Below are 20,572 nucleotides of genomic sequence, written 5' to 3' on the forward strand. Positions count from 1 at the left end.
TCATCCTGACAAAAAAATAGTAAAAAAAACTTCGTGCCTTAGCGTCTTCGTGGCAAAAACACAATTACAAAACAAATTATAATACAATGAAAAGACTATTAACCACATTACTCCTTACCTATTCCTTTCTGGGATTTGCACAAAATTTAATCTCAAACGTTCCAAACCGAAATACGACTTCATTAAACGGCGTTTGGAATTACATTATAGATCCTTATCAAACGGGATTTTACAGCTTTCACCTTGATCAGTACGACAAACAGGAAAAACCAGCAAAAGGCGCATTTTTCACTAATTACCATGCTCAAAACAAACAGGAGCTGGTAGAATATGATTTTGATAAATCGCCAACTATTACTATTCCTGGCGATTGGAATTCGCAGGTTACGGAACTGAAATATTATGAAGGAAATGTTTGGTTTAAAAAGTCTTTCGATTACAATTTAGCAGCTAACAAACGTCTGTTTTTATATTTGGGCGCCATCAACTACAAAGCTGATGTTTATTTAAACGGAAAAAAACTAGGAACTCATATTGGTGGTTTTACGCCTTTTAATTATGAGGTTACTTCAATTGTAAAACCAAAAGACAATTATTTGGTTATAAAAGTGGATAATACGCGCCATAAAGAAGATGTTCCAACTGTGAATACCGATTGGTGGAATTATGGCGGAATTACTCGTGATATAACTTTAATTGAGGAAGAAAATTCATTTGTTGAAGATTATACGATTCAGCTTAAAAAGAATAATGCCAGTATTATTTCTGGATTCATTAAAATCAATAATTTTAACTCGGCACAAAATCAGGTTTCGATTGCTATTCCTGAATTGAAGATTAATTACAAAGGAAAAATTGCTGCCGGCGGTATTTTAAACTTTGAAATTCCTGTGAAAAAAATCTCTTATTGGTCACCTGAAAATCCGAAACTATACGATGTAACCGTTAATTTTAGTGGACATAAATTAAATGATAAAATTGGTTTTAGAACAATTGAAACACAGGGAGATAAAATTTTATTAAATGGAAAACCAATCTTTTTAAGAGGAATTTCAATTCACGAAGAAAACGCTAAAGGCGGACGCGCTAATTCTGAAGAAGATGCATTGCGTTTATTGAATTGGGCAAAAGAACTAGGCTGCAACTATGTTCGTCTGGCACATTATCCGCATAACGAAAACATGGTTAGAGAAGCTGATAAAATGGGATTAATGGTTTGGGAAGAAATTCCAGTTTACTGGACGGTAGAATTTACTAACAAAGAAACTTATCAAAATGCTGAAGATCAATTAACGGCTTCTATCATCAGAGATAAAAACAGAGCTTCGATTATTATTTGGTCAATGGCGAATGAAACACCAATCTCAGATGCGAGAAATACATTTATCACAAATTTGGCGGCACATACAAGAGTACTAGATAATACGAGATTAATCAGCGCGGCTTTATTAACTAAAAAAGAAACAATTGATGACCCAATTGGAGAAATATTGGATGTTGTAGCTTTTAATCAGTACTTAGGCTGGTACGGCGGTAATCTTGAAGATGCTGAAAAAATAACATGGAAATCGAAATATAATAAGCCTATTATTGTTTCTGAATTTGGAGGAGATGCCAAGCAAGGTTTTCACGGAGAAAAGAACGAACGCTGGACAGAAGAATATCAGGAATATTTATACATTCAGAACTTAAAAATGATCGAAAAAATTCCCCACTTAAGCGGATTAAGTCCATGGATTTTAGTTGATTTTAGATCTCCAAAACGTCTTCTTCCCGGTATTCAGGATGGATACAATCGTAAAGGATTAATTTCAAACGATGGTAATAAAAAGAAAGCTTTTTACATTATGCAGGACTGGTACGCCAAAAAGAAAAACGAATAAGAAAAAACTATTCATATCATTTCAATCAGAAATAAAAAATGTTATCAATTCATTAACAAAAAACAAACTGTAATTATATGATTTTTCTTCATTATTAACTTACTTTGTAGTTATTCTAAAAATTGTAATCCTATGAAAAAATTAAGTTTACTGGCAGTTACTTTATTTGCTGCCTTCACAGTTCAAGCTCAAGACATAGTAAAGTTTGCTCCGCTTGATGCAAGTCCAGTTGACATTTCTTATTTCCCAAACAAAGCAGTAAAATTCAAAAAAACAGATAATCCAAATCCAGTTGTCAAAGTTATTTACGCTAGACCTTCTGTAAAAGGACGTACAATTTTTGGAGATATTGTGAAATTTGGAGAAGTTTGGAGAGTTGGTGCTAATGAAAATACAGAGGTAAAATTCTACAAAGCAGTAACAATTGGCGGTAAAAATATTCCAGCAGGAACTTACAGCTTATTTGCTATTCCTGAAAAAGATAAATGGACTATCATTATCAACAAAGAATTGGATTTATGGGGCGCTTATGCTTATGACCAAAGTAAAGATGTTGTAAGAGTTTCAGTTCCTGTTAAACCAGTATCTGATGTAATCGAAGCTTTATCAATCGCTTTTACTACACAGGGTTCTGTTGCCAACTTAGTTATAGGATGGGATAAAACAACGGTTGAATTGCCAATTACGATTAAATAAGTTTTACTAATATACCACGAAGACAAAAAGTCGCAAAGTTTTTTTAAGCTTTGCGATTTTTTTTATTTAACGGTAAAGACGACAGGGTTTGCAAGGTTTGTTTTTTTTAATCTCGCTATGTTTGAATTAGATTGTTTTTAATAACGGTTTATGTCGCCCCGCTGGGGCTTTTGGAAATGAGAAACTGATTTGTGATTTCTATAAATATTTCGTCCCGCTGGGACTTTCTTTAGAACATTTAATAGCTCCAGCGGAGCTTAATAGTTATAGAAAATTCTAAGTCATGAAATTCAAGCTCCAGAGAAGCGACATATTTCATCTTATTGAAACTAAAAAAAAGAGACAATGTCTCTTTTTTTTTAAACCTTAACGGTTTCTATAATTTTATCTAATGTAATTGGTAAATCTCTTACTCGCTTTCCAGTGGCGTTAAAAACAGCATTTGCAATTGCAGGTGCCATTCCTACCAAAGCGGTTTCTCCAAGACCTTTTGTTCCCATTGGGTTACTGATTGGGTCTTTTTTATTCACGAAGAAAACTTCCTGTTTTTCAATATCAGCATTTACGGGAACGTGATAATCGGCGAAATTATTATTGATTGGTCTTCCAAAACGATGATCGATTTCGAGAGCTTCCATCAATCCCATTCCGATTCCTCCTACCGCACCGCCGTACATTTGTCCCGCAGATGTTTTTTGATTGATAACCGTTCCGATATCGGCACAGGAAACAACATGCGCTAATCTTATTTTACCCAAATTCGGATTCACTAATACTTTTACAAAGTGTACTGAAAATGAGTAAATAGAATATTTCTTAGCTTCCTCTGTACCTTTCGATTGATTTTCAACTTCTATTCCCTCTAATTTATTAGCAGTAAGCAATGAAGTTAAATCAACTTTTTTGGAAGTATCTTTTTTAGATGAAATCACACCATTTGAAAAAGTTAAATCTGTAATCGGAATTCCTTTTAGAGATGGATTTTCACTTGCCAGCCCAAGCACTTTGCTTATTAATAAATTACAAGAATCATGAACTGCAGAACCTACAGATGAAGTTGTGGCAGAACCTCCCTGTGTGGGACCTTTTGGCAGTCCGCTTTTTCCCATTTCAATAATTACATTTTCTGGCGGTACTCCAGTAATTTCAGCGCCAATTGCAGTCATCATAGTTGCCGTTCCCGGTCCCATATCATTTACGCTGCATTGAAGTACCAAATTTCCATCTGCTAAAAATTTAGCTTTTACAGCTGTTGGGTTTCTGTAACTTCCAAAAGTTCCCGTTCCCATTCCGTAGCCTACCAGCCAGTCGCCTTCTTTCACTGAACCAGGTTTGTTTTTACGGTTTTTCCAGCCAATACGTTCCATACCACCTTCGTAACATTCTAAAAGATATTTACTGCTCCACGGTTTATTTTGTTCCAGATCTTTTTCGGCATAATTCAGTTTTCGAAATTCAATTGGATCCAGATTTAATTTATGCGCCATTTCATCCATAGCAGATTCTAATGCAAAAGAACCCGTTGCCTCGCCTGGACCTCGCATCCAAATTGGTGTACAAGTATCCAAAGGAACAATTCGATAACGCGTAGAAACATTTGCACAATCATAAATAAATCGGGACATGTTTACAGTTCCTTCCATAAAATCCTCATAGCTGGAAGTCATCGCAACGGCTTCGTGTGTTAAGCCAGTCAGTTTGCCTTCTTTGGTTGCGCCTAAACCCATTTTCTGAATGGTATAGGGTCTGAATCCAACATTGGTAAACATTTGCTCGCGATGCAGAACTAATTTTACCGGACGATTTAGTTTTTTTGCTCCAATTAAAGCTGCGATTTCATAAGGCCAAGTGTGTAAACCCATTCCAAATGCACCTCCAAGATATTCAGAATGCACCTCAACATCTTCAACAGGTACACCAAAAACTCCGGCAACACTTTTACGAGTTCCTTCAACACCTTGACTTTTGGTATATAAAATAGGTTTATTTCCATCCCATTTTGCGATGATATTTGCCAGTTCCATCGGGTTATGAACTTCGGTTGGAATGGTATATTCTGCTTCGAAAACAACCTCTCCATTTTTATATCCGTCATGTTCACCTCGATGGTAGTCATTTCCTTTATCGGTTTCAACTTTTTTCTCTTTGTCGGCAGCTTTTTTAAGTTCGGTCGAATGTTCTTCTTTGAGATAATCGGCTTTAATTAAACTTGCTGCATACTGCATACGCTCGAAAGTATCGGCAATAACCAATGCAATCGGCTGATCGTAGTACAAAACCGAATCATCTTTAAAAATCTGAAGCGGCTGACCGAAATTATGTTTGTCTTTCGCCTTTTGATAGCCAACAGGTTTATCCACATTTAAATGTGTGATAACTGCCAAAACTCCAGGCGCCCACTCTGCTTTTTTAGTATCAATGGTTTTGATTCTTCCTTTTGCGATCGTACTTCCAACCAAACACGCATATACAACACCAGGCGTTTTATATTCGGCAGAATATGTTGCAGAACCTGTTACTTTAGCAAATCCGTCAACTCTATTAATATTACTTGTCTTGCTCATAATCTAATTATTTTGATGCTGCTATTGTAAGTGCTTCTGTTATGGCATTGGCTCCTAGTGTTAATTTAAAATCATTATCACCGTAACCTCTGGCGCCTCTCATTGCTAAATCTGCTGCCTGTTTAAAAATCCCTTCTGAAATTGTTTTCCCTTTCAGAAATTCTTCTGCCTCAGTTAATCGCCACGGTTTATGTGCCACACCGCCCATAGCAAGTCTGACATCATTAATTTTATCATTTTTAAGATCTAAAGCCACAGCAACAGAAACTAATGCAAATGCATAACTGCTTCGGTCACGTACTTTTAGATAATGTACATTTTTAGTGAAATTATTATCTGGAATTTCGATTGAAGTAATCAATTCTTTATCTTCCAAAGTATTGTCTTTTTCTGGCGTATTTCCCGGCAGGCGATGAAAATCTGTGAATTTAATTTGTCTTTTTCCTTTTGGACCTTCTACCAAAACATTAGCGTCTAATGCAGCCATCGCCACGCACATATCGCTTGGATGAACGGCAATGCAGCTTTCTGAAGCTCCAAAAATTGCGTGCATTCTATTTACACCGCCAATAGCGCCGCAGCCGCTTTTAGGAACACGTTTATTACAAGGCATGTCCGTATTGTAAAAATACGAACAGCGAGTACGCTGTAACATATTACCGCCTACTGTTGCCATATGTCTTATTTGTTGTGAAGCTCCTGCTGCCAAAGCCTGAGCCAACAAAGGATGTTTTTCTTTAATGGATGCATCTTCCGCAACCTGACTGTTTTTGGCTAATGCTCCTATGGAAACTTTTCCTTTTAAAAATTCAATCTGTTTTAAATCTAAAGCTGTAATATCTACCAGTTTATCTGGAGCCACTACATTCTTTTTCATTAAATCAACCAAGTTCGTACCGCCGGCAATAAACATCGCCTCTTTTTCTTTCTTGATGTTTGAAACAGCAGATGCTGCTGACAATGCTCTTATGATCTGAAAATTTTTCATATCTCCTTTCCTCCTTCCTTCACTTCAGTTATAGCATCAACAATATTGTGATAAGCACCACATCTGCAGATATTACCGCTCATATATTCTCTGATTTCCTCCCTGCTGTTAGCATGGCCTTCTTTGATGCACGCAATTCCAGACATAATTTGTCCTGGCGTGCAGTAACCGCATTGAAAACCATCATTTTTGATAAAAGCTTCCTGCATAGGATGTAGTTTTTTTCCTTTTGAAAGACCTTCGATTGTAGTAACCTGTGCATTTTGCTGCATCGAAGCCAAAGATAAACACGACAAAATTCGGGTTCCATTTACGTGAACCGTACATGCACCGCATTGTCCGTGATCGCATCCTTTTTTGGTTCCAGTAAGCTGCAATTGTTCTCTTAACAAATCTAGTAAAGTGGTTCTTGGTTCGATGTTAAGATTGTGTTTTTTGCCATTTACTTCGATAGAAAGCGGTACTGTCTCCAAATATTCCGCTATTTTTTCGTCCCATTTATTCTCGGATGCCATTACCAATGAAGGCGGTGTCAAGGCGAGAGCGGTAAAAAGTCCTGATTTTTTTATAAAGTCTCGGCGGGAATTGGAGTCTTCCACACTTACTTTATTCGGATTTGTTTTTTTTGAAGCCATTCAGTCTATCTTTAAATTAGCAAAATCACTTTAGGTATTCTAACAAATTTAACAATCTTAATTCACAAAAAGTTATAAAATTCAAACATTGCGCTTATTTAGAATAATTACAGTTTCTCATAAATTTAACCGCAAGAACATTAAGTTTTTTTGATATAGATTATTTAAAAAAAACGCTAAGCCCTCAAAGCTTCATCAATCCCAGCTTTGTGAACTTTGTATTTTTATAAATCTCTCTACTTATTAAACCTTTGTGGACTCTGCGTTAAAAAACAGACACATAGATTTATACATTTTTTTAATTTTAGGAATTTTCAAAATTGTATTTTTACGAGAATAAGTCAAAATTATGTTTCAAAACCAAAATATTTATCTGGATAATAATGCTACAACTCGAGTTGATGACCGAGTTCTAAAAGCTATGCTTCCTTATTTTACAGATTTATATGCCAACTCGACTAGTCAGCATATTGCGGGATTAACCGTTAAAGAAGCCGTTGAAAATGCTGCATGGCAGACAGCAGATTTAATTAATGCAGATGCAGAAGAAATCATTTTTACTTCTGGAGCAACAGAAGCAATTAATTTAGCGATAAAAGGTCTAGCCGATCAGGATCGAAAACACATTGTTACAATTGCTACTGAACACAAAGCCGTACTTGAAACTTGTGCTTTTATGGAAAATATAGGTTTTACAGTAACGTATTTACCAACTAGTTCTGACGGCATTTTAGATATTAAACTTTTAGAAGAAATACTAACCGATAAAACACTGGTTTTCATTGGCATGTTTTCTAATAATGAAACAGGTGTCACACAAGATATAACTGAAATTTCTAAGATTCTAAAAGCTAAAAATGTGCTGTTTTTTTGTGATGCTACTCAGGCCATCGGGAAAATCCAGATTGATGTTAAATCTTTGGGGATTCATCTTTTAGCATTATCAGCGCATAAGTTTTATGGTCCAAAAGGAGTTGGTGCGCTATATATTTCGGCGAAAGCCAAACTAAAATTAACTTCACAGATACTTGGAGGCGGCCAGCAGCGTAAATTACGAAGTGGGACGCTAAATGTCCCTGGAATTATTGGTTTAGGTAAAGCGTGTGAAATAGCTGTAAATGAATTAAAAGAAGATCAATATAGAATTGAATTATTACGTAATAAATTAGAATCAGGATTACTTCAATTTGAAGGCTCTTTTGTAAACGGAAACACTCAAAATCGCATTTGTAATACTTCAAATTTATGTTTTCCAGGTGTCAATTCAGAACAACTTATTATGGCTTTAGGCACAATTTCGGTTTCAAACGGAGCTTCTTGTTCGGCAGTAACTTCTGAGCCTTCTCATGTTTTAAAAGCAATGGGATTACCGGATGAAGAAGCTTTGAGTTCGATTCGGTTTAGTTTGGGAAGATTTACTACCGAAGAAGAAATCGATATTGTTATTGATCGTGTGCTTTTTTTGGTTCGTGAACTTTACTCGAAAATATAAGAAAAAAACTTTGCATCTTTGAACCTAAATCAACAAATCAACTCATCATAATCCTCTTCGGTATCAATATCAATATTTCCTTTTTCGAAGATAATGGAAGCCGTATCTTCAGCATACTTTTTAATGAGTTTTTTTGCGCCTTCCTGTCCTTTCAATTCCAATAATTCAGGAAAGTATTTTTTATGGAATAAGACTGGCGTTCCTAAAGTTTTGGAATAGGCAGAAGCAACAATTGCTTTTCCTGTTTTAACATATTCGTTTATAAGGTTTTCAAATATTGAAGTCGTTACAAAAGGCTGATCACAGACTGCAAAAATACATTGCTCACAATCGGGATTTAAAAGCAGTATCTCGTTTAAACCTTTTACAATTGAAGACGACATTCCTGTTTCCCAATCTAGATTGAAGCAAGTAGTTATTTCAGCAGAATTAAGCTCTTTTAAAACACTTTCACTATTTGCGCCTGTTACCACAACCACAAACGAATTTTGAACTTTAGAAGCTTCTAAAATTGTATTATTTAAAAGCGTTGTCTCTTTGTACTGCAATAATTGCTTTGGCCGTCCTAATCTGGAAGAACTCCCTGCAGCCAAAATTACAATGCCTATTTTATTTTGGAATTTATTTTCCATAATGAATTTCATCATGAATTTTACCTGACTTATATTTTAAAGAAGCTCCTTGTCTTTCGGTAGAAAACGCTTTAATTTCAGAGACAATAGAAAGCGCAATTTCTTCTGCTGTTTCAGAACCAATATCTAGTCCGATTGGACTGTAAATTCTATTGAGCTGTTCTTCATTTAGAAAAACACCTTCTTTTTCGAGATCATCCAGCATTCGGTTCAACTTTGATTTTGGACCTAAGATTCCAATATACTTGCAGTCTGTTTCTAGTAATAATTTTAGAATTCCGAGATCATATTTGTAATTATGCGTCATTAAAACGAAATACGTTTGATCGTCAATACTAATATGCTCTAAAAATTGTTCGGGCTTTGTAACAAAAACTTGATCTGCTTTTGGAAAACGTTTTTGTACGGCATGAGTGGCACGACCTTCCGCAACGGTAATTTTCCATCCTAGAATCGAAACCATTTCTACTAACGGCTGTACATCATTTCCTGCGCCTGCAATAACTAGAGAAATTGGAGGTTTTATATATTCAATTAAAGCTTCATCATCATTTTTTCCCTGAAGTTTTTTAACTACAGAGGTTTTGGTTTTAATAACTTCTTTTACATCCGAAATTAAACTCAAAACTTCATCATTATGATTTAAAATAGGACTGTCTTTTCTGAAAAATAATGTGGTTCCAATCTGAGAAGCATTTCTTTTCAAAGAAAAAACAGTAACAATAACAGCTTCTTTCCTTTCTAATTCTAATTGTTGTAAAAGCTGAATTGAATTATTCTGAACCTCATCGTCAATGTATTCAAAAAGAATATGTACTATTCCGTTACAACCAAGCTGTAGACCAACTTCGGCATCATTTTCATTACTTGTGTTATAAGTGACTAGTTTATTTTGTTTTTGATTAATCGAGAGAAGTGCTTTTCGTAAAGCATCTCCTTCCAGGCATCCGCCGCTTATTGCGCCGGTCAGCAAACCATCTTCTGTAACTAACATTCGTGCGCCTGCCTGCCTGTATGAAGATCCTTCGACTTTAACTACAGTAGCCAGGGCTGTTTTTTTTCCTTCGGATTTTGCTCGAGAATATGCTTTTAGTATTTCGCTGATTTCTTTCATATAAATATTCGCCAACAAAATTTACGTCGACGTCTTTTGAACAAGTGATTATAAAAATACAAATTAAAAATTTAAAGCGAAATAATTCCCATAACAAAAGCCGTCTGCACTGCCTCTGCCGTATTGGTTACTTTTAGTTTTTCAATGATATTCTGCCTGTGACGACGAACTGTATATACCGAGATATGCATTTCTGAAGCGATTTGCTCGCTTTTGTTTCCTTTTGCAACGCTGGTTAAAACTTCTATTTCTCTTTTTGAAAGAATATTTTCAACCTGATTTTTATACTTCTCAGATTCTATTACTTCGCCCGTTTGTATATTGATAATTTTTCCATCGATTCCTTTTCGGGGCTGTAGATCTGTTGAAGGTAAATATAAACATAGCGCCAAAGAAATACTGCCGTTGCTGAATGTTTTGAGATAAATAGTGCGATGATTGATATACGAACATTTTTCTACAGAATCTCTCATTTTTAAACGACTGAAAGTACTGTAATTACTATATTCTTCTTGTGGAATTCCTTTTAAAAACTGATAAAAGTTGAGTTCTAAAACATGACGTTCGACTAAATCATCTGGATTTATTTTGGTAAAAATACATTCTTCAAAAGCCGAATCAATTACCGAATTTGCATCTGGAAGTCCGAATACTGCACCGAAACTTCCCGCATAAATATAACTGCAATCTGACTGATAATCGGATAGAACTGCCACACATTGTTCGATCTTTACATAATTGCTCACAAATTGTTTGTACATTTCAATATCATTTGATTCTCCAATATCAAATTTTTGTTCTAAAAATGTAGTCATTAATTGGTTTTCGATTGAAAGCTTCTGTGGCATTTAAAAGAGGAAATGGTTAATTTTACGTATTGCCCTTCTTGAAAAGCAATTTTAATTTTGGAAAACTAAAAATATCATTTAATATCCCAAAAAAGACCATTATGAAAACATTTTTTTACAAGACATTCATTATTTCAAGCCTTTCTATATTTCTAAGCTGTAATTCTAAAAATGAAACTACAAAAGCCACAACTGCAGAAGAAACCAAAAAAGATTCAGCATTTGTAAATGGTTCACCTTGTGATATTAAATTATCTGCCATACACTTTACAAAAGCAGTTAACGGTGCAGATACTTTAATTAAAACTGAAAAAGACGAAAAAATTATATTTAAAGCAGGCGAAAAATCAGATTATTTTTCAGATCCTGATGGAAAATTATCCAATAACACTGCTCCAATGCTTTTGTCTAAAGTCGATAACACGAAACCTTTTACACTTACAGCAAAAGTAACTCCAGAATTTACCGAAAAAGGATTATATAATGCTGGTGTTTTATACATTTATGTAAATGATAGTTTCTACCAAAAATTTTGTTTTGAACAAGACGAAAGAGGAAATCACAGAGTTGTAACGGTACGCACAATGGGTACTTCTGATGACAATAATCATGATGTTGTAAAACAGCCGTCTATTTACATGAAAATTTCTTCGGATACCAAAACGGTTGCCAGCTATTATTCTCTTGATAAGAAAAACTGGCAGATGGTTCGATTGTATAAAAATAATTATCCAAAAGAAATCTGGGCTGGAATTAGTACACAGTGCCCTGTAGATAAAGGAACTCAAAGCACATTTGATCAAATTAACTTGGAAGAAAAAAGTGTATCTGATTTTCGCTTAGGGATTTAATTTCAATTTTTACGATACCTTTTTTATTGTTTAGGTAATCATTTTTTAAAATGATTGTATGATTTATAGGACTAAGTTTTGTATTTTTATATTTATCAAAAATAAAATATTACCTAACTTTAATAAAAAACTACATGGGAAAATTTGTAATTACTAAAAGAACCAACGGTGAATTTCAATTTAATTTGAAAGCTGGAAATGGCCAGACAATTTTGAGCAGCGAAGGTTACTCTACAAAAGCAGGTGCTGAAAACGGAATCGAATCTGTAAAAACAAACTCGCAGGATGATTCTCGTTACAACAAAGAAGAATCGAAAAGTGGTAAACCGTATTTTACATTAAAAGCTGGAAACGGACAGATAATTGGTTCTAGCGAAATGTATGAAAGTACTTCTGCAAGAGATAATGGAATTGCATCTGTAAAATCAAATGCTCCAGACGCAGTAATTGACGATCAAACAGTATAATATAAACTTTTTCAAACATAAAAAAAGCGAGGTACATGCCTCGCTTTTTCTTTATCTCTATATTTATTTTAATCCAATAAAAACACAATCAATCCTCTGGCTCCATGAGCACCTAGAACCAAAGACTGCTCGATATCTGCGGTTTTTGACGGACCTGCGATAAAAGTTCCGAAACCGTATTCCATGTTTCCAATTCTATTATACGCTTGCTGCATAGTTGGTAAAATGTCTTTTTTGTGAACCACAATTGCTAAATACTGCGCAATAAAAGGTGCCACGCGTTGTCCTAAAATATCATCTGTTACCCAAAGTCCGCTGTTTTCTGCTACGCCAAAATGTGCTTTTATAACTGTTAATTCAACATTCTGCAGTGAATGCGGATCGACCGTTTTCCAGTCTAAAGAAGCAATTTCAGAAAGTTCTGGAAGCGTTGTAATGAGCCTTTTTTCTAAGTTATAATTCGATTTGATGTAATTGATGATTTCATTATAATCAGCAACTTCAACTGGGTCGCCACCAATTCCCTTTAAAACCGTTTTATACGTTTCCAGCACATTAAATTGTTCTGAACCTAAAAGACTTAAATCTGGCAGATCAGCAACCAAATCCGGCTGATTCAGTTTTATTCTATTTAAAATTTCTGCTTTACTACTCATTCTTTTTATCTTTAGATTCTCTTGAATTTTTCTTGTACCATTCTCTAAACGATTCTTCTGGAACGTCTGGCATTTCGCGTTGATCGTACCATTTATTCATCTTATTATTGACCATTCCAGGAATATTTTTCATTACAAATCGGCCTGATTTTCCAGCAATATTAAAGATTGTCGGATTGGCCAAAACTTTTGCCATCGTTTTCATAGCAACGGTTTTTGCTGTTGGCGTATAACCGTCTTTTACCAAAACCTGACGCCATTTGTACAATTGATCGTGAATATCAATCTTAACAGGACAAACGTTTGTACAAGAGCCGCAAAGCGTACTTGCAAATGGCAAATCGGCATTTTTGCTCATATCTAAATTCGGCGCTAAAATAGAACCAATTGGACCTGCAACTGCATTGTGATAACTATGTCCGCCGCTTCGTCTGTAAACTGGGCAGGTATTCATACAAGCGCCACAGCGAATACATTTCAAAGAATTTCTAAAATCTTCTCTGCCTAACTGCTTGCTTCTGCCGTTATCTACAATTACAATGTGCATTTCCTGACCGTCTCTTGGTTTTTTGAAATGACTTGAAAAAGTTGTTATAGGCTGACCAGTGGCACTTCTAGCCAATAATCTTAGAAAAACACCTAAATGTTCTCTTTTCGGAATCAGCTTTTCAAATCCCATACACGCGATGTGGACGTCTGCAAGATGCGCACCCATATCGGCATTTCCTTCATTCGTACAAACTACAAATTCTCCAGTTTCTGCAACGGCAAAATTTACTCCGGTCAAAGCTACTTTTCTAGTCAAAAAAGTATTTCTTAAACTATGACGCGCCGATTCTGTTAAGTACTGCGGATTGAAATTTCCTTTTTCTGTACCTAAATGTTCGTGAAAAGTTTCGCTTACATCTTCTTTCTTTAAGTGAATCGCTGGAAGTACAATATGACTTGGCGGTTCTTTTCTAAGCTGTACAATATATTCTCCTAAATCAGAATCGATGACTTCAATTCCTTTTTCGGCTAAATAATCATTTAAATGGCATTCTTCTGTAAGCATCGATTTGGATTTCACCATTTGCTTTACATCATGTTTTGCCATGATCGAATGCACTATTTCGTTATGCTCTTTGGCATCTGCTGCCCAATGCACAATTATTCCGTTTCGTTGAGCATTCGCTTCAAATTCAACTAAATAGTCATGAATATTGGAAAGCACATTATTTTTGATTTTGGATGCTGTTTCACGAAGCAGTTCCCAATCGGCAATTTGATGAGCAGATTTATCACGTTTCGCACGCACAAACCAAAGTGTTTCATCATGCCAATTGACACGCTCTACATCCTTGTTGAATTTGGTTGCGGCTTCGCTGTGCGGTATTATTTTTTCTGATGACATTTTTAATTATTTAAAAGTCAATTTTGAAATCTTTATTATTGGTTTGCTTTATTTAACCGCAAAGTTCGCAAGGTTTTTACGTAACGTTCGCAAAGCTAATTTTTAATCTTAGCGTGCTTTGCGTATTTTTTCTTTGCGAACTTTGCGGTTAAAAAACACACTCAACATTTATTTTAATTTTCGAGTGAATTTAATATTTCAGCAATATGAATCGTTTTGATCTTGCTTTTTTGTCTTTTTAAAATACCTTCTAAATGCATTAAGCAAGACATATCGCCTCCAGTGATATAATCCACATCATGGCTTTCGTGATCTTTAATACGATCTTGTCCCATTTTCACAGAAACCGCTTCTTCAGTAACACAAAATGTACCTCCAAAGCCACAGCATTCGTCTTTTCTAGTTAAAGCAACCAAATCGAGACCTTCAATATTATGCAATAATTGTTCTGGTTTAGAGAAAAATGGCGCGTTTAATTCAGACATCTGCGAAAGCTTTAATCCACGCTGACCGTGACAGCTTACGTGCATTCCAACTTTATAAGGAAATCTTCCGTCGATATGGTCGATTTTTAAAATGTCGGTTATAAATTCTGTTAGTTCGTACACCGTATTTCGAATTGCGGCTGCTTTATCTTCTTGGTTTTCGTCGTGCAAATGGTCTTTTACATGCAAAACACAACTTCCAGAAGGACAGACGATATAATCAAACCCAGAAAAATTGGCAATAAAATTAGCGTCACATCCTTTTGTTAAATGTGCATAACCGCTGTTTGCCATTGGCTGTCCGCAGCAGGTCTGCCCCATTGGAAACTCGACGTCACAGCCTAATTTTTGAAGTAATTCGTAGGTTGCAATTCCTACTTTTGGATAAAATTGGTCGACATAACAAGGTATAAAAAGTCCAATTTTCATGTTGTAGTATTTAGTGTGTTGTTCATTAGGCGTATACTGTAAAAATGTAAAAAATACGTTTCTCAGCAAATTTACAACATACAGACCGTTTTTACCTAATGTTTATAGAATTTCAAGTCAATTAAATCGTTCTGAATTGGTTTTGGATTCCAGTTTTGATGAATAGCCAATGCCGCGCCCAATGCACTTGCCTGCGCCATCGAAGCCGCATAGACTTCTACATCTGGAAAAGCTTCTGCTAACAAATTCATATAAATAGAATTTTTGCTGAAACCTCCGTCTACAAAAATCTTTTTTACCGGGCTGTTATGAATAACTAAATTGGTAGAAAAAACCTGCTGTTCTACCAAATCCAGCATTAATTGATGATAAGCCGTTTCGTAATCTTTATAGTAAGAAAGATCTCTTTTTTGAAAAGGACATTCTTTTAAAATATCAAAATCGTACTTTTTAGGATAGATAATTTGAAAATTGAGCGAGCGTAAATTGGCTACGATTTTCTTATCAAAGTAAACTTCTTTGTACGTATCAACAGGTACATTAAAATGCTGTGCCAAACGTTTGGTCTGTACTTCATGTTCGTTTCCAGCAAATAAACGCGCCGCTTTTACAGGCTTTTCGGTGTACTGCATATAACAAAGACAGTCATTTTGCAATTCGTCAAAAGTCAAAGGCTTATTGTTGAACGGATTTAAAGAAATACTCCAAGTTCCTGTTGACAATAAAACAAACGGTTCTGTAAAATTGATCGTGTACGGAATAATTGCGGATGAACTATCATGAAGACCAACACCAACAGCAAGATTATCACTATTCATAATCACATCTTTACCGTAATGAATTGGCGGAATTTTAGATGCTATATTTTCTTGTTTCAGCCATTTGTGGTATTTCATTTTTTTAAAATTCCACAAATTGGTATGACAGCCAATACTGGTAATATCGGCATATGCTTCATTGGTTAAAAGAAAACTCAAAAACTGCGGCAGGTGCAGACAGTATTTTATTTTTTCAAATATTTCGGGCTTTTCTTCTTTCAATCGGTAAATCTGCATTCCCGAATTTAAACTGCCCAAAACTGGAGAAGCCGTTTTTACAGCAAACTTTTTCTCTCCTTTATATTTTTCATAGAATTGAGTTTTTAATTCCTCTGGATAATCTTTAAGATAATTATACAGAGGAGTTAAAACTTTTCCTTTTTCGTCAATATACACAAAACTAGCTCCGTAAGTACTGAAATTGATCGCTTTCAAAACATATTCTGTCAGCTCTTTTATTTCAGATAATCGGTCTAAAATCCAATTTTTAAGTACTTCGATATCTTCACACGGAAATCCATCTTCGTCTGTGGTTTCTTCCAGATTTACTGATTTCTCCCAGACAATTTTATAATTTTCGTTAAATAAAAAAACCTTTTTGTTTGTTTTACCAATATCAAAAATCGCAACTACATTCATTTTTTTAATTGTAAATTGTTAATTATCAATTGTCAATTTATAATTAACAATTAATAATTTATAATTATAATCCAGTTGCCAATGTTTTTAAACCTCTTTCGCCAATTAGGTTTTCTCTAACCTGAAGTGAACGATATAATGCTACTGGATTTAAAGCTGCGCCAGAACGAAGACGAGCTTCGGCAACTAATGCGCGAACATCTGTGCGGAATGCATTTTGAAGAATTTCTTGTGCTTTTACCACGTCATTTTCTTCTTGTGCCTGCTCTAATGCTTTTCTATCTACAGAAAGTGCCTGAGCGTAAGCAATCATAATCGCTTCTACAGATTGTAATAAATCTTCTAACGGATCTTTGATGTTGTGAGAAGCGTCGATCATCCAGCCTAAATCTTTGGCGTGATTCATTCCTCTAGCATCCATTCCTTCAACTAATTCATTAAAAATCAAGAATAATTGATATGGTTTTAATGCTCCGGCAGTTAAATCGTCATCGCCATATTTTGAATCATTAAAGTGGAATCCGCCTAATTTGTTTTCCATCAATAATAAAGAAACAATCTGCTCGATATTAGCGTTTGGAAGATGGTGACCCAAATCGACTAAAGTCTGCGCTTTGTCGCCTAACTTTTTAACATACGAATAAGACTGCCCCCAATCTGCTACAGTCGTAGAATAAAAGTTAGGCTCTGCGCATTTGTATTCTAAAAATAATTTCCAGTTTGAAGGTAATGCATCGTAGATTTCCTCTAAACTTTCTAATGTATTTTGGTATGCTTTTCTGAAGTTTAATTGTCCTGGGAAATTAGAACCGTCTGCTAACCAAATAGTAAGCGACTCAGATCCTAATTCGATTCCGTGCTGGATAACTTCTATATTGTGAGCAATTGCCTGTTTGCGAACTGCTTTATTTACGTTTTGTAAAGAACCGTACTTATATGAATTTGAAGCATCTGCCTGATCTTGAAAAGTATTCGAGTTCATAGCATCGAATTTTAATCCGTGTTGTACTGCAAGTGCTTTAATTGAATTGTAGTTGGTTGGGATATCCCACGGAATATGAAGTGAAATGGCTCCAGAAGCGTTGTTTAATTTATGAAGTAAACCAACATCTTCGATTTTTTCTTCGATAGAACGAGGTTCTCCGCCGCCGGCAAAACGCCCAAATCTAGTTCCTCCTGTTCCTAAAGCCCAAGATGGAATTGCAATTTGAAAATCGATTAATTTCTGGATAATCGCTTCTGTATCATTTATTTCTGATGCTGTAAAAACTAATTTGTTTTGGTGTTTTTTTAATAAATCTTCGTTATGAGATTCAATGTGGTTTGATGAGATTAACATAGTAATTTGATATTTTAATAGAGTTTACAAGATATATAATTTTATACTTTTAGTATACTTTTTAACACACAGTTCCCAATTCACACGCGGATTAGACGGATTCGCTATCGCGAAAACGCTGATCTACACAGATTTTTTTTTCCTGATTTGACGCAGATTTATCTTGAATTATATACTAATTAAAATAAAATTAATAATCTGCTTAAATCTATCTAAATCTGCGTGAAACAAAAAAATCCGTTTTATCTGTGTCTTCGCGATAGCGAATCCGTTTCATCTGCGTTTTATGAGTTCCATGCGTTTAAATACTTCAACTTATAAATTTATAATAATTTAAACTCTGGTTTTTACTTCACTTTTTTTGTTTTTTATAAGTTTAAAAGCGATGTGTCTAAAAAAATCTAACGTTCGAAAGATTCGAACGTTAGACCACAAAAAACCACTTTTGCTTAAACAAACTTATATAAAAAACCTAAACAATCTTTATCTATAAAAGCCCATTGCTACGCCGCCGTCTACGTTTAATGCGTTTCCTGTAGATTTACCAAGTAAACCTCCAACAAAAGCATAACAAGCATTCGCAATATCATCAGGCAATATGATTTCATTTAATAACGTACGTTTCGCATAGTAAGCTGGCAGTTCTTCAACTGTTACTCCATATGCTTTTGCACGACCTTCTGCCCATCCGCCAGACCAAATATTAGAGTCTGAAATTACGGCATCAGGATTTACTGTATTCACACGAATTTTGTCTGCTCCTAATTCCGCAGCCATTAAGCGTGTTAGATGCGCCTGCGCTGCTTTAGCCGAACCATAACCTGGATTATTCGGACCTGCAACTACAGCATTTTTAGAAACGATATTAACAATATCTCCTCCAAAACCTTGCTTGCGCATTACTTCGATTCCGGCTTTAGAAACAATGAATTGTCCTTTTACCAAAATATCGTATAATCTGTCCCATTCTTCTAAAGTGTGTTCTGCAATAGATTTAGAGATACTGATTCCAGCGTTGTTTACTACGATGTCAACACCTCCAAAAGCTAAAGAAGCTTCGTCTAATGCTTTTTCTGTGCTTACTTCATCAGTAACATTTAACAAAGTACTAGAAACAGCATCTTTTCCAAATGCTTTAATAAACTCAGCCGCTGCGCCTTGTAAGCGCTCTTCGTTAATATCATTAATTACCACACAAGCACCTTCCTGAGCGAATTTTTTAGCGATAGCTTTACCAATTCCGCCTGCTGAACCTGTAATCAAAGCTACTCTTCCAGATAGTGCTTTTGGTTTTGGCATACGCTGTAATTTAGCTTCTTCCAATAACCAATATTCGATATCGAAAGCTTCTTGGTGCGGTAAAGATGTATATTCTGAAACTGCTTCAGCACCTTTCATTACGTTTACTGCATTGATGTAATATTCAGATGCCAAACGCGCCATTGTTTTATCTTTTGCAAAAGTGAACATACCAACTCCAGGATATAAAATCACAACTGGGTTTGGATCACGCATTGCCGGCGAGTTTGATTTTTTACAGGCATTGTAATAGTCTTTGTACATGGCACGGTAAGCTTCAAAAGCAGGTGTTAATTTTGCTTTGATCGCATCAACGTCCGATAAGTCTTCGTTTGGATCTAATTCTAAAACCAATGGACTAATTTTAGTTCTCAAAAAGTGATCTGGACAAGATGTTCCTAATGGAGCTAATTTTGAAAGATCATTAGAATTAATAAATTCCAAAACTCTTGCATCATCTGTATAATGTCCAATCATCTGGCGCTCTGACGAACAGAAACCTCTTAAAATTGGAGCAACTTTTGCTGCTTTTAATTTACGATCTGTTTCAGGAAGGCTTTCAATTTTCTGACCTCCAAAAACAGGACGTTTTTTTCCGTAATTATTCTCTAAATACGAAGCACATTTCTCTATTACTTCCAGCGTATTAATATAACTATCAAACGCAGTATCTCCCCAAGTAAATAAACCATGAGAACCTAACATGATTCCGCGTAGTTTTTTACCGTTTTTTGCTGCTTCTTCTAAACAAGCTCTCAACTGAAGACCAAGATCAAATCCTGGACGCTGCCAGCATACCCAGCCAATTTCTCCGTTAAATAATTCTTCTGTTATCTTCTTTCCATCTTTCGCTGCAGCAATAGCAATTGCCGCGTCTGGATGTAAGTGATCGATATGTTTGAACGGAAGAAAACCGTGCAAAGGTGTATCGATAGAAGGTGCTTTTGAAGCTAAATCGAAAATACAGTGGTTGAATAACTCTACCATTTCATCTTCAAACTCGATTCCTTTGTACACATTTTCCAGATTACGAAGTCTGTCTAAATACAAAGCCGCACAACCTGATTTTGTTAATGTTCCAATATCTCCACCAGAACCTTTAATCCACATTACTTCAGAAGATTCTCCTGTTAAAGGATCTTTATCTGTAATTTTTACAGAAGTGTTTCCACCTCCGTAGTTGGTCAATCTTAAATCAGCTCCTAACAAGTTAGAACGATAAATAAAAAGCGCCACTTCATCTCCTGCTAATGCTGCTGCCTTAGCTTCATCCCAAAGGTAGCTTACATGCTTAAAATTCATATTAATTGTGTTTGTATTCGACATATACTATTTGTATTATTT

General features: G+C 35.3%; 17 protein-coding genes. 5 read left to right on the top strand and 12 right to left on the bottom strand.

Annotated elements, in window-relative coordinates; genetic code table 11:
• The first annotated feature begins 86 nt into the window (after positions 1–86).
• Positions 87–1,883, top strand: coding sequence for a glycoside hydrolase family 2 protein (locus tag QE431_RS12695; RefSeq protein WP_307296401.1), 1,797 nt, complete (start codon positions 87–89; stop codon positions 1,881–1,883).
• A gap of 132 nt (positions 1,884–2,015) precedes the next feature.
• Positions 2,016–2,579, top strand: coding sequence for a DUF2911 domain-containing protein (locus tag QE431_RS12700; RefSeq protein ID WP_307296403.1), 564 nt, complete (start codon positions 2,016–2,018; stop codon positions 2,577–2,579).
• A 359-nt stretch (positions 2,580–2,938) separates the two neighbouring features.
• Here QE431_RS12700 and QE431_RS12705 read toward each other — a convergent pair whose 3' ends face one another.
• The 3 genes from QE431_RS12705 to QE431_RS12715 are packed head-to-tail and all read right to left on the bottom strand — an operon-like array spanning position 2,939 to position 6,766.
• Complete coding sequence (locus QE431_RS12705; RefSeq protein WP_307296404.1) at positions 2,939–5,143, bottom strand: xanthine dehydrogenase family protein molybdopterin-binding subunit; 2,205 nt, start codon at positions 5,141–5,143, stop codon at positions 2,939–2,941.
• Between the two features lie 7 nt (positions 5,144–5,150).
• On the bottom strand, positions 5,151–6,131 hold the full coding sequence (locus QE431_RS12710; RefSeq protein ID WP_307296405.1) for a xanthine dehydrogenase family protein subunit M: 981 nt from the start codon (positions 6,129–6,131) through the stop codon (positions 5,151–5,153).
• Positions 6,128–6,766: a 2Fe-2S iron-sulfur cluster-binding protein gene (locus QE431_RS12715; protein WP_307296407.1), complete on the bottom strand. Its 639-nt coding sequence runs from the start codon at positions 6,764–6,766 to the stop codon at positions 6,128–6,130. The genes QE431_RS12710 and QE431_RS12715 overlap by 4 nt, the downstream gene beginning before the upstream one ends.
• A gap of 349 nt (positions 6,767–7,115) precedes the next feature.
• Between QE431_RS12715 and QE431_RS12720 the strand changes: the two genes are divergently transcribed.
• Positions 7,116–8,258, top strand: coding sequence for a cysteine desulfurase family protein (locus tag QE431_RS12720; protein ID WP_307296411.1), 1,143 nt, complete (start codon positions 7,116–7,118; stop codon positions 8,256–8,258).
• A gap of 29 nt (positions 8,259–8,287) precedes the next feature.
• Here the strand turns inward: QE431_RS12720 and QE431_RS12725 are convergent, their stop codons facing one another.
• The 3 genes from QE431_RS12725 to QE431_RS12735 all read right to left on the bottom strand — a co-directional run bounded on the left by QE431_RS12725 (position 8,288) and on the right by QE431_RS12735 (position 10,819).
• Positions 8,288–8,890 (bottom strand): nucleotidyltransferase family protein, encoded by a 603-nt coding sequence (locus QE431_RS12725; RefSeq protein WP_307296412.1) that lies wholly within the window; start codon positions 8,888–8,890, stop codon positions 8,288–8,290.
• Positions 8,880–10,004: an XdhC family protein gene (locus QE431_RS12730; RefSeq protein ID WP_307296417.1), complete on the bottom strand. Its 1,125-nt coding sequence runs from the start codon at positions 10,002–10,004 to the stop codon at positions 8,880–8,882. Before QE431_RS12730 ends, QE431_RS12725 begins: the two co-directional genes overlap by 11 nt.
• A gap of 71 nt (positions 10,005–10,075) precedes the next feature.
• Complete coding sequence (locus tag QE431_RS12735; RefSeq protein ID WP_307296419.1) at positions 10,076–10,819, bottom strand: response regulator transcription factor; 744 nt, start codon at positions 10,817–10,819, stop codon at positions 10,076–10,078.
• A gap of 134 nt (positions 10,820–10,953) precedes the next feature.
• Between QE431_RS12735 and QE431_RS12740 the strand changes: the two genes are divergently transcribed.
• Entirely contained in the window at positions 10,954–11,703 is a 750-nt protein-coding gene (locus QE431_RS12740) for a DUF1349 domain-containing protein (protein ID WP_082586795.1), read from the top strand.
• 134 nt (positions 11,704–11,837) lie between these two features.
• On the top strand, positions 11,838–12,170 hold the full coding sequence (locus QE431_RS12745; protein ID WP_057116163.1) for a YegP family protein: 333 nt from the start codon (positions 11,838–11,840) through the stop codon (positions 12,168–12,170).
• A 68-nt stretch (positions 12,171–12,238) separates the two neighbouring features.
• On the opposite strand, the gene QE431_RS12750 is transcribed toward QE431_RS12745, so the two are convergent.
• The 6 genes from QE431_RS12750 to QE431_RS12775 all read right to left on the bottom strand — a co-directional run bounded on the left by QE431_RS12750 (position 12,239) and on the right by QE431_RS12775 (position 20,554).
• Positions 12,239–12,826 (bottom strand): LUD domain-containing protein, encoded by a 588-nt coding sequence (locus tag QE431_RS12750; RefSeq protein WP_307296423.1) that lies wholly within the window; start codon positions 12,824–12,826, stop codon positions 12,239–12,241.
• The gene (locus QE431_RS12755) at positions 12,819–14,219 is read right to left on the bottom strand and encodes a lactate utilization protein B (protein ID WP_307296427.1); all 1,401 of its coding nucleotides are present in this window, start codon (positions 14,217–14,219) and stop codon (positions 12,819–12,821) included. The genes QE431_RS12750 and QE431_RS12755 overlap by 8 nt, the downstream gene beginning before the upstream one ends.
• 173 nt (positions 14,220–14,392) lie before the next feature.
• Complete coding sequence (locus QE431_RS12760) at positions 14,393–15,133, bottom strand: (Fe-S)-binding protein (RefSeq protein ID WP_057116166.1); 741 nt, start codon at positions 15,131–15,133, stop codon at positions 14,393–14,395.
• Between the two features lie 95 nt (positions 15,134–15,228).
• Positions 15,229–16,590, bottom strand: coding sequence for an FGGY-family carbohydrate kinase (locus tag QE431_RS12765; protein ID WP_307296433.1), 1,362 nt, complete (start codon positions 16,588–16,590; stop codon positions 15,229–15,231).
• Positions 16,591–16,654: 64 nt separating this feature from the next.
• Positions 16,655–17,929: a TIM barrel protein gene (locus QE431_RS12770; protein WP_307296436.1), complete on the bottom strand. Its 1,275-nt coding sequence runs from the start codon at positions 17,927–17,929 to the stop codon at positions 16,655–16,657.
• Positions 17,930–18,412: 483 nt separating this feature from the next.
• Positions 18,413–20,554: a bifunctional aldolase/short-chain dehydrogenase gene (locus QE431_RS12775; RefSeq protein ID WP_307296439.1), complete on the bottom strand. Its 2,142-nt coding sequence runs from the start codon at positions 20,552–20,554 to the stop codon at positions 18,413–18,415.
• Positions 20,555–20,572: the final 18 nt, after the last annotated feature.

The sequence above is a fragment of the Flavobacterium sp. SORGH_AS_0622 genome, from assembly GCF_030818825.1.
Lineage (GTDB): Bacteria > Bacteroidota > Bacteroidia > Flavobacteriales > Flavobacteriaceae > Flavobacterium.

Excerpts from the sequence above, each read along its gene's own strand:
- QE431_RS12695 (WP_307296401.1), top strand. The coding sequence starts at position 87 with ATGAAAAGACTATTAACCACATTACTCCTTACCTATTCCTTTCTGGGA.
- QE431_RS12700 (WP_307296403.1), top strand. The coding sequence starts at position 2,016 with ATGAAAAAATTAAGTTTACTGGCAGTTACTTTATTTGCTGCCTTCACA.
- QE431_RS12705 (WP_307296404.1), bottom strand. The coding sequence starts at position 5,143 with ATGAGCAAGACAAGTAATATTAATAGAGTTGACGGATTTGCTAAAGTA.
- QE431_RS12710 (WP_307296405.1), bottom strand. The coding sequence starts at position 6,131 with ATGAAAAATTTTCAGATCATAAGAGCATTGTCAGCAGCATCTGCTGTT.
- QE431_RS12715 (WP_307296407.1), bottom strand. The coding sequence starts at position 6,766 with ATGGCTTCAAAAAAAACAAATCCGAATAAAGTAAGTGTGGAAGACTCC.
- QE431_RS12720 (WP_307296411.1), top strand. The coding sequence starts at position 7,116 with ATGTTTCAAAACCAAAATATTTATCTGGATAATAATGCTACAACTCGA.
- QE431_RS12725 (WP_307296412.1), bottom strand. The coding sequence starts at position 8,890 with ATGGAAAATAAATTCCAAAATAAAATAGGCATTGTAATTTTGGCTGCA.
- QE431_RS12730 (WP_307296417.1), bottom strand. The coding sequence starts at position 10,004 with ATGAAAGAAATCAGCGAAATACTAAAAGCATATTCTCGAGCAAAATCC.
- QE431_RS12735 (WP_307296419.1), bottom strand. The coding sequence starts at position 10,819 with ATGACTACATTTTTAGAACAAAAATTTGATATTGGAGAATCAAATGAT.
- QE431_RS12740 (WP_082586795.1), top strand. The coding sequence starts at position 10,954 with ATGAAAACATTTTTTTACAAGACATTCATTATTTCAAGCCTTTCTATA.
- QE431_RS12745 (WP_057116163.1), top strand. The coding sequence starts at position 11,838 with ATGGGAAAATTTGTAATTACTAAAAGAACCAACGGTGAATTTCAATTT.
- QE431_RS12750 (WP_307296423.1), bottom strand. The coding sequence starts at position 12,826 with ATGAGTAGTAAAGCAGAAATTTTAAATAGAATAAAACTGAATCAGCCG.
- QE431_RS12755 (WP_307296427.1), bottom strand. The coding sequence starts at position 14,219 with ATGTCATCAGAAAAAATAATACCGCACAGCGAAGCCGCAACCAAATTC.
- QE431_RS12760 (WP_057116166.1), bottom strand. The coding sequence starts at position 15,133 with ATGAAAATTGGACTTTTTATACCTTGTTATGTCGACCAATTTTATCCA.
- QE431_RS12765 (WP_307296433.1), bottom strand. The coding sequence starts at position 16,590 with ATGAATGTAGTTGCGATTTTTGATATTGGTAAAACAAACAAAAAGGTT.
- QE431_RS12770 (WP_307296436.1), bottom strand. The coding sequence starts at position 17,929 with ATGTTAATCTCATCAAACCACATTGAATCTCATAACGAAGATTTATTA.
- QE431_RS12775 (WP_307296439.1), bottom strand. The coding sequence starts at position 20,554 with ATGTCGAATACAAACACAATTAATATGAATTTTAAGCATGTAAGCTAC.